9 protein-coding genes, 1 tRNA gene and 1 other RNA gene are annotated in these 13,407 nt (G+C 64.6%); 6 read left to right on the top strand and 5 right to left on the bottom strand.

What is annotated here, in order from left to right; all coding sequences use genetic code 11:
- Nucleotides 1-90 precede the first annotated feature (90 nt).
- Entirely contained in the window at nt 91-486 is a 396-nt protein-coding gene (locus tag HAV21_RS08135) for a MarR family transcriptional regulator (protein ID WP_166841321.1), read from the bottom strand.
- On the opposite strand from HAV21_RS08135, the gene HAV21_RS08130 reads away from it, so the two are divergent.
- Together HAV21_RS08130 and HAV21_RS08125 are read left to right on the top strand one after the other, a co-directional pair.
- Entirely contained in the window at nt 485-1,783 is a 1,299-nt protein-coding gene (locus tag HAV21_RS08130; RefSeq protein WP_243753165.1) for an MFS transporter, read from the top strand. The two genes, HAV21_RS08135 and HAV21_RS08130, sit on opposite strands and share 2 nt — an antisense overlap.
- A gap of 34 nt (nt 1,784-1,817) precedes the next feature.
- Nucleotides 1,818-2,741, top strand: coding sequence for an oxygenase MpaB family protein (locus HAV21_RS08125; RefSeq protein ID WP_166841320.1), 924 nt, complete (start codon nt 1,818-1,820; stop codon nt 2,739-2,741).
- Nucleotides 2,742-2,810: 69 nt separating this feature from the next.
- Here the strand turns inward: HAV21_RS08125 and HAV21_RS08120 are convergent, their stop codons facing one another.
- Nucleotides 2,811-6,272 carry a bifunctional proline dehydrogenase/L-glutamate gamma-semialdehyde dehydrogenase gene (locus HAV21_RS08120; RefSeq protein WP_166841319.1) on the bottom strand — a complete coding sequence of 1,154 codons (3,462 nt, stop codon included), beginning with the start codon at nt 6,270-6,272 and terminating at the stop codon, nt 2,811-2,813.
- Nucleotides 6,273-6,395: 123 nt separating this feature from the next.
- Between HAV21_RS08120 and HAV21_RS08115 the strand changes: the two genes are divergently transcribed.
- The gene (locus tag HAV21_RS08115) at nt 6,396-7,322 is read left to right on the top strand and encodes a LysR family transcriptional regulator (protein WP_166841318.1); all 927 of its coding nucleotides are present in this window, start codon (nt 6,396-6,398) and stop codon (nt 7,320-7,322) included.
- On the opposite strand, the gene HAV21_RS08110 is transcribed toward HAV21_RS08115, so the two are convergent.
- Complete coding sequence (locus HAV21_RS08110) at nt 7,319-8,287, bottom strand: acyltransferase family protein (RefSeq protein WP_347877622.1); 969 nt, start codon at nt 8,285-8,287, stop codon at nt 7,319-7,321. The genes HAV21_RS08115 and HAV21_RS08110 overlap by 4 nt on opposite strands.
- A 190-nt stretch (nt 8,288-8,477) precedes the next feature.
- Nucleotides 8,478-8,562, bottom strand: a tRNA-Ser gene (locus tag HAV21_RS08105).
- Between the two features lie 304 nt (nt 8,563-8,866).
- Between HAV21_RS08105 and HAV21_RS08100 the strand changes: the two genes are divergently transcribed.
- Nucleotides 8,867-9,190: a hypothetical protein gene (locus HAV21_RS08100; RefSeq protein ID WP_166841316.1), complete on the top strand. Its 324-nt coding sequence runs from the start codon at nt 8,867-8,869 to the stop codon at nt 9,188-9,190.
- Nucleotides 9,191-9,196: 6 nt separating this feature from the next.
- Here the strand turns inward: HAV21_RS08100 and HAV21_RS08095 are convergent, their stop codons facing one another.
- The gene (locus HAV21_RS08095) at nt 9,197-9,685 is read right to left on the bottom strand and encodes a hypothetical protein (RefSeq protein ID WP_166841315.1); all 489 of its coding nucleotides are present in this window, start codon (nt 9,683-9,685) and stop codon (nt 9,197-9,199) included.
- Nucleotides 9,686-10,150: 465 nt separating this feature from the next.
- Here HAV21_RS08095 and ffs point away from each other — a divergent pair.
- Both ffs and HAV21_RS08085 read left to right on the top strand, forming a co-directional pair.
- Nucleotides 10,151-10,247, top strand: an RNA gene (gene ffs, locus HAV21_RS08090) — signal recognition particle sRNA small type.
- 33 nt (nt 10,248-10,280) lie between these two features.
- The gene (locus tag HAV21_RS08085; RefSeq protein ID WP_166841314.1) at nt 10,281-13,403 is read left to right on the top strand and encodes a DNA polymerase III subunit gamma and tau; all 3,123 of its coding nucleotides are present in this window, start codon (nt 10,281-10,283) and stop codon (nt 13,401-13,403) included.
- Nucleotides 13,404-13,407: the final 4 nt, after the last annotated feature.

The raw sequence follows: 13,407 nt of genomic DNA, 5'->3' as shown, positions 1-13,407 counted from the left end.
ATCAGGGGAGAAATAAAGGCTTCCCGGGTCCCTTCTACCGAAAGGTTGCCTCAGTTTTGGCTCAAGAATCTTGAGCTTGGACTTCTGCGGCTAGGAGCCCAGGTTTTCCTTGAGCAGGGCGCGGTGTTCGACGGCGGCAGTGGCGTGAAGTGCGCGGCCCGCCTCGGTCAATTCCAGGAAGAGGGACCGGCGATCGTCGGCGCAGGTTTCGCGGGACACCAGGCCCGCCTTTTCCAGGCGATCCACCACCTTTGACACAGCACTCTGGGTCATAGGGGTGCGCTCCCCCAAGGCCTTCATGCGGCACGCGGACTCTTCGCTCTCGGCCACCAGGTCCAGGATTTCGAACTCGTTGAGGCCAATGTCGAACTTGGCTTCGAGCGCGCGGTCGATCGCTCCGGCGGTACGGAAGTAGGAGTTCTGGATGCTGCGCCACTGCTCCACCAATTGGCGGTCCTGCAGGTGACGGTCACGCGTCGTTGCCATGCTGCCCTCCATCGGGCAGGAACTCAATCTCGGAACCGACTCCCTGCAGTGGATCGTCTCCGCCTACGTCCTTGGTTACGGGAGCCTCCTGCTCCTGGGCGGCCGACTCGCGGACCTGTTGGGCCGCCGTCGAATCTTCCTTATCGCTTTGACCGTCTTCGCCGCGGCGTCCTTGCTGGGCGGGCTGGTTGACGACCCCGCCATCCTGATCGCTACCCGGTTCATCAAGGGACTGGCCGCCGCGTTCACCGCACCCACCGGGTTCTCCATCATCACCACCAACTTCGCCGAAGGCCGCGAGCGCAATAAAGCGCTGTCCATCTTCACCACGTTCGGCGCCAGCGGTTTCTCACTGGGCCTGGTGGTGGGCGGCCTCATGACCAGCCTGAGCTGGCGTTGGACGTTCCTGGTCTCGGTTCCCATCGCGGTGGTGGTTGTCCTCCTGGGCATGAAATTCATCCCCAAGGACAAGCCCTCAGCGGAGAACAGCGGGCACGATATCTGGGGTGCCGTTACCCTCGCACTGGGCATGCTTGGCCTGGTCTACACCTTGGTTTCAGCACCGGAGCAGGGCTGGGGATCTGTGGCAACAATCGCCGGATTCGCAGTGTCCATCGCCGTGCTGGCAGCCTTCGCGGTGATCGAAAACAAGGTCAAGCATCCGCTGATCCGCTTCAGCATCCTCAAGGAAGGCTGGGTGGCCAGGGCAAACCTCAGCGCCGTGGGGCTGTTCGGCTCCTACCTCAGCTTCCAGTTCATCGTCACCATGTACCTGCAGTCGGTGCTGGGCTGGACACCGCTGGGAATGGCGCTTGCCCTGCTGCCGGCAGGTTTGCTGGTCATGGGCAGCGCGCCGTTCGCGGACCGCCTCATTGAGAAGTTCGGTGCCACACAACTGATTCTGACCGGGCTCACGGCACTTGGCCTGGGGTACGTCCTGTTCCTCCGGGTGGGCACCACCCCCAACTACGTGCTGGACATCCTGCCGTCGGTGGTCCTGTCGGGTATCGGTTTTGCGCTGGCGTTCCCGTCCATCAATGTCCAGGCGACTACCGGCATTCGCGATTCCGAGCAGGGGCTGGCTGCCGGGCTGATACAAACGAGCACCCAAGTGGGCGCCGCACTGGTTTTGGCTGTCACCACAGCCCTCGTCAGCGGACACGGTCAGGCCGCCGGAACCGTCAGCGCCCAAGCCATGCTGGAACAGTACCGTCCGGGCCTGATCCTGAGTGCCGCCGTCGCCATCGCCGCGCTCTTGGTGGCGGCAGCACCGAAACGGCGACGCGTGCGCAGCTGATCTCCCCTGTACAGGCGAGCCAAAGCGAGGTCTCATGGGATCTATGAGGAATTACCTCACGGAGTATAGGCATGAGCTGCAGCGCACGTTCACAGGGACGTCGGGCACGCCTCCGGAGTGGGTACCGCGCCTTGCTGAAGGGAACGACGCCGGCTATCACCTTCCGGGATCGGCGGTCTGGGCGGTGCATGGTCATGTGGCTACCATTGTGGCCGGGATCAGGGTCCTGCTGATGCAGGCCCTGCATCCCGGCGCTCTGGCAGGGGTTTATGAGCACTCGGGATTTCAGAAGGACCCTCTTGGCCGGTTGGCAAACACTGTCCGCTGGATTTTTACGGTGACGTACGGTTCCACGGAGGCCGCCGAGGCAGCCACCGCCCGTGTGCGGAAGATCCATGAGCGCGTCCGGGGGACGTACGTGGACGGCAACGGGGTCACGCGCGGGTATGCCGCCAACGATCCCGAGCTTCTCCGCTGGGTTCACGTCACCTACGCGGATTCCTTCATCACCGCCAACCGCATCTGGGGAAGGCCCATCCCGGGCGGTCCTGATGCCTACGTTCGTGAATGGGCGGCCGCGGGGAGGCTCATGGGAGTTGTAGACCCGCCGCTCACTGAGGCTCAGGTCCGTGACGAACTCGAACAGTGGTACGCCTCCGGGATACTCAGGGCCGACGAGCGGCTCGCCCAGACGGTGTCCTTTATCCGCTATCCGCCCCTAAGCCCACTCCTCAAGCCCGGCTACACCATCCTGTTCGCGGCCGCCGTCGCAAGCCTTGAACCCAAGTACCGCGAGATGCTCGGCATCCGCCGCCCCGCGGTGGGTCCGGTTCCCTTGCCCGTCATCACCGCCGCCCGGGCAGTGCTGGGCATGGTTCGCTTTGCCTTGGGCTCCCACGGACCCAGTGAGCTGGCCGCCCGGCGAAGGTTGCAGAGGCTGGGATACGCGGAGGCTTAAAGCCGAAAGCCAACCCCTCCGCGCAAGTGAGTATCGCAGAGGGGTTGGCTTTCAACCCTTTCTCGCGTGCTAGATCAGGTGGTCCGAGAGGTGGTTCGGGGTGCCGAAGCGGTGGGCGGTGATGGACACGGCCTGCTCGCGGAGGAACGGCAGCATCTCGATCCGGCCGGCCTGGGTCACAGCGCCGTGGTAGACCGCGACGTCCGGGCGGCCACCCATGGCTGCGCTCAGCGCGGCGAAGTCGCCACCGATCAAGCGGATGCGGCCGGCGTCGAACTGTGCCGCACGGGCCAGCCACGCGGCGTCGTCCTCGATCCGGACGCTGACGCCCAGGTTCGCGAACACGCTCACCACAGCGTCGGGAAGTACGACGGCGGAGCTCACCGTCAGCTTCGAGCCAGCCACTGCACCGGCTGCTACGACGCGGAGCAACTCAGCGAGCCGCTCGCCTTCGGAGAGGCGGACCGTGACGGGGAGGGAACGGTAGCGGAAGACGTTGCGCTCAGCCGACAGGGCGGAAACATCCTTCGCGGTGCCGAACTCGGATTCCCACGCTGCTGCGTCGCTGAAGAGTGACTGCTGCAGCATCTGAAGCTCCTCAGCCGTCACGTCAGCGGACTTGGCAGCCGCGAGAAGCTGCGCAGCCGCACCCTGAAGCATGGTGCCCCGCTTGGCCTTGGCCTCGGCGGGAAGCCAGCTGCCCAGGCCCACCAGGTAGTTCGGTCCACCGGCCTTGGTTCCGGCGCCAACGGCCGACTTCTTCCATCCACCGAACGGCTGGCGCTGAACGATCGCACCGGTGATGCCGCGGTTGACGTAAAGGTTTCCGGCCTGGATGCTGTCCAGCCAGACGCCCATTTCCGCGGAGTCCAGGGAGTGCAGGCCGGCGGTGAGGCCGTACTCGATCTCGTTCTGGATGGCGATGGCTTCTTCAAGGGTCTCAGCGGTCATGACACCCAGGACCGGGCCGAAGAACTCAGTCAGGTGGAAGTAGGAGCCACGCTTGACGCCCGAGCGGATGCCCGGGGACCACAAGCGGCCGGTCTCGTCGAGACGCTCGGGCTTGACGGCCCAGGTTTCGCCATCGCCCAGGGTGGTGAGGGCGTTGAGGAGCTTGCCGTTGGCCGCTTCGATGATCGGCCCCATCTGGGTGGTTGCGTTCTCCGGGTAACCGACGGTCAGTGAGCGGGCCGCGTCGATCAACTGGTTGTGGAAGCGTGCGCTCTTGGCCACTGAGCCCACCAGGATCACCAGCGAGGCAGCCGAGCACTTCTGGCCTGCGTGGCCGAAGGCCGAGTACACGACGTCCTTGGCGGCAAGGTCCAGGTCGGCACTCGGGGTGACGATGATGGCGTTCTTGCCGGAGGTCTCCGCGAGCAGCGGCAGGTCCTGACGGAAGGAACGGAACAGCTCAGCCGTTTCGTAGCCACCAGTGAGGATGACCCTGTCAACGCTGGGGTGCGAGACCAACTGGGTGCCGAGCTCGCGCTCTTCAAGCTGAACGAGTGCCAGCACTTCGCGCGGCACACCAGCCTCCCACAGGGCATCCACCATGACCGAGCCGGAGCGGCGGGCCTGCTTTGCAGGTTTGATCACGACGGCGGAGCCCGAGGCGAGCGCTGCGAGCGTCGAACCTGCGGGGATCGCCACCGGGAAGTTCCACGGAGGGGTCACCACGGTGAGGTTGGCTGGGACGAACCTGGCGCCGTCCACCGTTTCCAGGTCTTTGGCGCGCTCGGCGTAGTAGTGAGCGAAGTCGATTGCTTCGCTGACCTCGGGGTCGCCTTGATCGATGGTCTTGCCGGTCTCGGACGCCATGACCTCCAGGAGTTCAGCGCGGCGGGCCTCGAGGACCTCGCCGGCGCGGTGCAGGATGGCTGCGCGCTCGGCGGCGGGGCGGGCGCCCCAGGCCTTGCCGTGGTCAACGGCGGTGGCGATGATCCGATCCAGCTGGGCAGCGTCGGAGACCTTGGTGGACTCCACGATCTTGTTGCCGGCGGTGGAACCGGGGATGCGCTTGAGGATGTCGCGGCCCCATGCACGGTTGGCCGGGAGCGCCGGGTCCGTGTCCGGGGTGTTGATGAAGCCCTCCAGCGGCGCGGGCTCGGCGGGGAGACGGCGGTCCTGCTTGCGGTTGGGGCCCGGAACCTCGTCCGTCATTCCGGCCAGGGAGTCCAGGAAGCGCTGCTGCTCGCGCTTGAACAGCGCTTCATTTTCGCTGAGTTCAAAGACTGCGGACATGAAGTTTTCCTGGCTGGCGCCCTCTTCGAGGCGGCGGATCAGGTAAGCGATGGCGACGTCGAACTCACCCGGGTGGACCACGGGTGTGTAGAGCAGGAGGCTGCCAACGTCCTTGCGGACCGCGGTGGCCTGGCCCGTTGCCATGCCCAGGAGCATTTCGAATTCAATGCCCTTCGTTACGCCTCGTTCCTTGGCGAGTAGCCAGGCGAAGGCTACGTCGAACAGGTTGTGGCCGGCGACGCCGATGCGAACAGCATCGATGTGCTCGGGGGTGAGGGCGTAGTTGATGACGTTCTTGTAGCTGGTGTCCGAGTCCTGCTTGGTGCCCCAGGTAGCCAACGGCCAATCGTGCAGGGATGCTTCAACCTGCTCCATGGGAAGGTTGGCACCCTTGACCACGCGGACCTTGATGGGAGCGCCACCCTGGGCACGTCGGGCAGACGCCCACTCCTGCAGTTCCTGCATGGCACCGAGAGCATCAGGCAGGTAGGCCTGCAGGACGATGCCGGCCTCGAGGTTCTTGAATTCGGGCATGTCAAGGATTCGCTTGAACACCGCGATGGTCATGCTGAGGTCCTTGTATTCCTCCATGTCCAGGTTGATGAACTTGGGCTTGGGGAAGTAGGCAGCGAGGCGGTAGAGCGGGGTGAGCTTCTCCACGACGTGATCCACGGCTTCGTCGAAAGCCCACGGGGAGTGCGGTGCCACGGTGGAGGATTCCTTGATGGAAACGTAGTCCACATCTTCACGAGCAAGGAGCTTCAACGTGCCATCCAGGCGGCGCTGGGCTTCGTGCTCGCCCAAAACTGCTTCGCCCAGGAGGTTCACGTTGAGGTGAACACCGTCCTGGCGGATCTTGGCGATGGCCGGGCCAAGCTTGGCGTCGGTGGCGTCAACGATCAGGTGGCCCACCATTTCGCGGAGCACGCGGCGGGCGATCGGGATGACAAGCTGCGGGACGATCGGAGCCATGACGCCACCCACGCGGACAGCGCTGCGCATGTACCACGGGAGGAACTTCGGCACCTTCGGAGCCAGCTCGGCCAGCTTCCGGCCGGCGACGGACAGGTCCTCGGGGCGGATGACGCCGTCGACGAATCCGACAGTGAAGTCAAGGCCGTTCGGGTCCTTCAAGACGCCGGCGAGGCGCTGCGCGGACACGTCCACGGGGATCTTGCTGGCTTCGGTAAGCCAGTGGCGGACCAAGGCAATGGCTTCCTGAGCCAAAGCATCGAACTGCCCGGAATCCTGGGTGCGCGGGGCGGTGGCATCCGGGAGGGTGCTGGTCATGGGGGCTCCTTCTGGGGCGGAGAAGTTTGTTTGTTTCCATCAGTATGGATCTACAATCACGTTAGGAAAAGCGATCTTTTCTGACGAATATTCATTACTCATCCCGAATCTTTGGAGGCTGCCGTGCTGGACGTCCGCAGGCTGCGTTTGCTGCACGAATTGAAGATCCGCGGAACCCTCGCCGAGGTAGCCGATGCGATGCAGTACAGCCCCTCTTCGGTGTCGCAGCAGCTGACGCTATTGGAGAAGGAAGCGGGGGTGGAACTGCTGCGAAAAGCGGGGCGTCGGGTGCAGTTGACTCCGCAGGCGGAGATCCTGGTGGCCCACACCGCTGCGCTGCTGGAAACCTTGGAGCGAGCCGAAACTGAGCTCGCGGCATCGCTGTCCACGGTGACCGGGACCGTGCGCCTGGCGGTGTTCCAGTCCGCGGCACTGGCGTTGCTGCCTGAGTTCCTCACCATCATGCGCCAGGAGTATCCCGAGGTACGCGTGGAGATGACACAGCGCGAACCGGAGACCGCACTCTACGAAACGTGGGCGCGGGACTTCGACCTTGTGGTGGCCGAGCAATACCCGGGCCACGCGGCCCCGCACCATAGCGGCCTGGACCGGGTTACCCTTACCAGCGACGCCATCCGGCTGGCCACTCCCCCCGTAGGACTTGGCGGCGAAACCGTAGCCACCCTCGCTGACACGGCGTCCATGCCGTGGGTCATGGAACCCCGCGGCGCAGCATCCCGGCATTGGGCAGAGCAGGCCTGCCGGTCCGCGGGATTCGAGCCGGACGTGCGCTACGAAACAGCCGACCTCCAAGCCCAAATCCGGCTCATCGAATCCGGGAACGCCGTGGCACTCATGCCGGACCTCGTGTGGACCGGCCGCAGCCGCACAGTCCAACTCCTGGACCTTCCCGGCCTGCCGGAGCGAACCGTGTTCACCTCCACCAGGACGGCCGGCCGGATCCACCCGGCAATTCTGGCCTGCCGGGAAGTGCTGGAACGGGTGGCCGCCGCTCAGCAGAAAGATACCGAGCAGCAGGCTGACGGCTAACCCACAAGCCAGCGGCGGAGCGGCGACCGGAGCACCAGTAAGGCGAGAGCAAAGGGCACCGCCAAAGCTACAACGGCGTCCAAGATCGCTCCCGACGCAGGCGTGTTGAGCAGGTAGAGGAAAAATGCGTGGGTGAGAACAACCACCAGCCCTGCGGAGGCCAGCCGGATCGTCAGGCGATTCACTGCCGGGCCAACCCCGCGGTACAGCGCTGCGAAGACAAGAATCAGCCCCAGGCTCATTGCTGATGCGTTGACCACGCTCAACGCGACCGTGCCGAAGTCGCCGTCTTTCATGTTCAGCGGCCGCACCGCACCGCCCACCGTCAGGGCAACGCCGGCAAGTACCAGACCCACGCCCACGGCGGTTCTATAGCGAACGCGTGGGACCATGGCAGGCAAAGCGCGACCGACGAGGACGAACACCAGGCACGGCACTGCCAAAGCTATTCCCAGCGGCGTCCTTGCCATCACCTCCCCCGCAATAACGCTTGCTGCCAGCCCCAGTCCAGCGATGATCCACGCAACCCACGCCGGAAAGCGTTCCAGCCAGCGGCACAGCACAGCCGTGAAAAAGAGGACCGGTACAAACCAGAATGCGGAGTATGGTCGCACCGCGAAAGCTCCGCCGTAGACTGCATTTCGGAGTGCTTCGACGGGTAGGGATCCGCCGCGCAGGTACTCCACGGAAGCGAACGCGACACTGATGACGGCCAGCCAAGCAACGTACGGGACCAGGAGCGTCTTGGAGCGGCGGGTGATCTCATCGCGCACCGTCCGGCCCGGTTTCCATAGATAGCCCGTCAGGATGAAAAATACGGGGACATGCCACGCGAACAGGGCGTCAGTGAACGGCCCGGACGTCCAGACATGCCCAACCACTACGGCAGCGATTCCGATAAGCCTGATTGCGTCCAGGTCCGCCGCCCGAGCCCGACTCGGCAGGGCCGCACTAAGGTCCGACACCGGATCCCCTCTGGTTGCGAACAAGTCCACGCAATCCTAGGAGGGCATAGAGGTCCGGCAAAGCGCGTCATAGGACAAATGGCGTGCTCGGAATGTGCGGACCTCATGCCGGAAAACCATCATGGCGGGAGCCGAATTTTGGGCAAAGAGAAAGGCTCCGGGATCACGTGGATCCCGGAGCCTTTTCCGGCGGAGAATGGGGGATTTGAACCCCCGAGGGCGTTAACCCAACACGCGTTCCAGGCGTGCGCCATAGGCCGCTAGGCGAATTCTCCTTGCTTCCGATTCGAAAGCAGATACTACTGTACCTGAGAATTTCGGCATCGTGTAATCGGGCTGATTTGCCACGTCCAAGCACCCTCGAAGGAGGGCTCGTTAACGGAAAAATGGACGCCCCCAACGCGCCCATTCTTGCGGTACAACGTTGAGCTGCCGGGTCCGGCCCCTCGCTCCCAGGCCCCGCAGCTCACAATCTTGAGATTGCCCCAATCGGTGTACATACCCATGGTCCGCTGAGGCCGGGTGATTTGCAATGGTTGAGACCTGTTTGTAGCCGAAGTTTGTTGACAGGATGTCCCCATGACGCAGCTCCACGCCTTGGTGGTTTACGTACCAGAGACCCACATTGAAGAGGTCCTCCTGGCCATCGGCGACGCCGGCGGGGGCCGAATAGGGAACTACTCGCACTGCGCCTTCACCGCACCGGGCACTGGGCGCTTCACGCCTCTGCCGGGAGCACGGCCCGCTATCGGCGAGGTTGGGATTGAGGAGCAGGTGCCCGAAGTACGTGTTGAGTGCGTGGTCGAGGAGGACAGGCTCGACGGCGTGGTGCTGGCTCTGCGGGCGGCGCACCCTTACGAGGAGCCGGCTTTCATGACGTGGCCGGTGAATGGGTGGCGGTGATCCGGGTCAGGCGAAGATGGGCATTCGCCCCGCTGCCAATTCTCCGTTGATCATTGCGATCTCATCGGCGGACATCAGTCTTACATCCGCGCTAAAAGCTCGGTTCGAGGCGCGCGCCCAGTTGACGACGTCCGACCAGCACCAAAGTGAGATCCCCGCCTGGATGGCTGGAAGGGGGAATGGAAAAGCCGCTTGCCGCTCGCCGGCAACCCAGTGGGCCACAGCCTGTCGTGTCGTTTCCAGCCGCTCCGCTATCTCACCCCGGGTGACATAGTCGAAATCAATTGCTAGAACGTCTCCACCCAGATGACGAACCTGGTCAACCACCCGGTGGGCGGCCAGTGTGCCGCTCTCGGCGTCCTGCAGCACGGTCACATATGGCACTTCCGCAAAGCGGGACACGATCGCGTCAAGTTGTTCCACAAGCAGGTCTTCAACCGGCTCGGGAAGTTCCCGCAAACGGAGACGCACTTCGAATGGGTGCTCGGTAGTCATAGTTTTAGAATATTCCAATGTGTTGACAAGTGACAACAGCTACCGCCGCCCTCTGAGTAGTTCATGCTGGCCCGGACACCGACGTGCGTCGCGAAGGAGGATCTTGGCTCGCTGGGACGAATTCCCAGTAGTGCCGTCAACCCTCAACTGCGCACCGCCAGATCCGCAGGGGCAGTACATGTAGAACTTGTGCCCTTGGCGCCTCAGCCTCCATCCGGAGACGACGAGGACACGAACCACAGCGAGCACGTCTTTGTGAATCTCGCCGGTTACGTCCTTTGGGTCAACCCAATCCCCACTACTCATCCCGCCCCACTGCCCCAACCTTTCCAACGAACCCCTCATGCAGTCCGAGGTTTACCACCCAGCCCCGACAAAGTGAGAAGGTTAACCACCCGCCGTCGAGCCTTATCCACAGCCCTTCGAGCCGATTCGAACCCCAACCCAAGTTCGGGTAAGCTTGTCGACGGCCCCTCATGTGGCGTCATCCTGTTGAACTCCCCCAGGACCGGAAGGTAGCAAGGGTAGATGGGCTCTGGCGGGTGCATGAGGGGTCACTTATTTAAATGTCAGTCTCTATAGGTAGGTTTCACTTGTGACTGTTACAACTGCCCTGTATCGAAGGTATCGCCCGGACTCTTTCGCGGACGTTATCGGGCAGGAACACGTCACGGAGCCGCTGATGACGGCGCTCCGCAAGAACCGTGTGAACCACGCCTACCTCTTTTCCGGCCCCCGCGGCTGCGGCAAGACCACGTCCGCACGCATCCTGGCCCGCTGCCTTAACTGCGCCGAGGGACCCACTGACACCCCCTGCGGCCAGTGCCCCAGTTGCATCGAACTCGCACGCGGCGGCTCCGGCTCGCTGGATGTCATCGAGATCGATGCCGCCAGCCACGGTGGCGTTGACGACGCCCGCGATCTCCGCGAACGCGCAACGTTCGCCCCGGTCCGTGACCGCTACAAGATCTTCATCATTGACGAGGCCCACATGGTCACGTCGGCCGGCTTCAACGCACTGCTCAAGATCGTCGAAGAGCCGCCGGAACACATCAAGTTCATCTTCGCCACCACGGAGCCGGACAAGGTCATCGGGACCATTCGCTCCCGCACGCACCACTACCCCTTCCGGCTGGTGCCACCCGAGCCGCTCATGCAGTACCTCGAACTCCTTTGCCAGCAGGAGAATGTTCCTGTCGCTCCCGGCGTTCTTTCGCTGGTCATCCGCGCAGGTGGCGGTTCCGTTCGCGACACCTTGTCCGTCCTGGACCAGCTCATGGCCGGCGCCGGACCAAACGGCCTGGATTACGAGCTCGCTGTTGCCCTGCTCGGCTACACGCACGCTTCCTTGCTGGACGACATCGTGGACGCCGTCGCAGCGTCCGACGCCGCGGTGGTCTTCAAAGCCGTGGACCGCGTCATCCAAACCGGCCACGATCCCCGGCGCTTCGTTGAAGACCTTCTGGAGCGTTTCCGCGACCTCATCATTGTCCAAGCGATGCCCGAGAGCGCGCAGGCCATCCTCCGCGGTATGCCGGCGGACCAGATCGCCCGGATGCGCAACCAGGCAACCAACCTTGGGGCAGCCGAGCTGTCCCGGGCTGCAGACGTCACCAATACCGCGCTCACGGAAATGACGGGGGCCACATCGCCGCGACTCCACCTTGAGCTGTTGTGTGCCCGCATCCTCCTGCCCAGCTCCGAGCAGACCGAGCGGGGTATCGCGGCCCGCATCGACCGCGTGGAACGGCGCCTGAATTACGCGGGCGACGGCGGCGCACCGGCTGTCCCTGCCGGCCCACCCGCAGCTGCGGCTACCTCGCAGGCAGCTGCCCCTGCCGCCGCGGCCCCCGCCGCTCCCGAGCCGTCAACCAGTAGTGGATCACGCGACGCCATTACAGCACCGCGAGTATCCACCAGCGATTGGCCCATCGAAGATCGTCCGGCTGCTGAACGATCTTCCCGGGCTGCTGCACCGGAAGCTGCTGCGGCTCAAGCCGCTCCTGTCCCGGCACCAGCACAGCAAACCCCACCTGTTCAAGCTCTCACCCCTCCCCCGTCGCAGGCAGCTCCGCAGGTTCAGCGGGCAGCCCCGGCGCAGGCAACGGTGACGCACCAGGCAGCGCCGCAGCCTGCCGTTCAGGCTCCAGCTCCGGTTCCAGCTCCGGCGCAGGCTCCAGCTCCGGCGCAGGCCCAGGCTCCGACCCCAGCTGGCAGCGGCGACGTGGAGGCTCTGCGCCGTGCATGGCCGGACGTTCTTCAGACGCTGACCAAGATCAAGCGCAGTACCTGGGCTCTCGTGGAACCGAATGCCCAAGTGGCCCAATTCGACGGCCAGGTGCTGACGTTGGCATTCACCACGGGCGGTCTTGCAGGCGCGTTCGGACGTGCGGATCACTCCGAGAACCTTCGGCAGGCGATTCATAAGACCATCGGCATCGACTGCCAGATCGTCGCGGTCGCTGGCGGCAACAGCTCAGCGAGCTCTGAGCCAAACCCAAAAGCACCTACTAGCCGGGACACTCCGGCTGCTGCGGCACCAGCAAGCGCCCAGGCGTCGGCTGGTGCCGGGTCCCCTGTGGAAACAGCAGCAGATGTTACGTCAGCCACCGCGGACGCAGCCTCGACGCCGGCGCCGGTGTCAGCTGTCGACTCCGCCTGGGGTCTCGCACCCGCTTCGGCGACGGCGGCATCCGCACCGGCAGCCACGCCAGTAGCTCCCCCGCGGGCAGCCACGCCAGTAGCTCCCCCGCAGGCTGCTGCACCGGCAACTGCAGTGGCACCGGAAGCCGTCTCGGCCCCGGCTCCCGAGCCCTCCGGCGATTACTCGTACCCTGACGACGATTGGGGTCCGCCGCTGGACGAAGACGCACCGCCTCTGGATGAAGAGCCTCCTGCGGATTGGGAGCCGCCTTCGGGCTACGCCCGTACCAGCACGCAAACGGCTGCCCCCGCAGCGGCCAGCCCATCCCCGTCGGCATCGGCATCGCCTTCCACACCCCAATCACCGTCGTCACCCCGGGCGTCGGCAACACCGTCCCAGGCCACCACAACCACAGCGTCCCAGGCAGCACGTGGCAACGCGTCCGAGGATCCGTGGTCCCGTGCAGTCGAGCAAGCGCCTGGGACGTGGGTTGTGGGCACCGAGTCCAATGTGGGCAGGAAACCCGCCGAAGCGGCCCAAGATGTCGCCCCGGCAACGGACGCCCCTGACTACGAACCCGCCGCAGCGCAGGTGCCGGAAGCAGCCACCGCTGCCTACGGCCATCCCACCAACGCGGAGCAGAACCCGAGCTCCAGCTGGGACGTCGCACCGGCGTCGAGCTGGCCCGCGACCCAATCGATGCCCGCCCCGGCAAGTAGCGCCGCCCCGTCTGCCAGCAACGCACCGGCGACCTGGCCATCCTTGGCGACGCAACCCGAGGAAGCGCACGGTTCGGTAGCCACACTGGAGGAGGCCGCGCCGTCGGGAAGTCCGAATGGTCGCCAGAGCCTGTACCAGCGGTTGACCAACAGCCCCGAAGCCCAAGCGGGCCGTGTTCAGGCACCCGCACGGACCCAGGCAGCCCCCGCCACCGTGACGGAGGACATTCCCAGTCCGGAAGACGAAACCATCGAAGAATCCCGTGTCTTTGGGCGGGCTGCCGTGGAGCGTATTCTGGGCGGGAAGCTGATTGAAGAGCGCGCCTTGGACGGTTCTCCCCTGCAGCCCCGCTGACTCC

Origin of the sequence: Paenarthrobacter sp. MSM-2-10-13 (assembly GCF_011605365.1) — a bacterium.
GTDB lineage: Bacteria > Actinomycetota > Actinomycetes > Actinomycetales > Micrococcaceae > Arthrobacter.
Note: the sequence above shows the minus strand (reverse complement) of the source record. Positions and strands in the feature narration are given on the sequence as shown.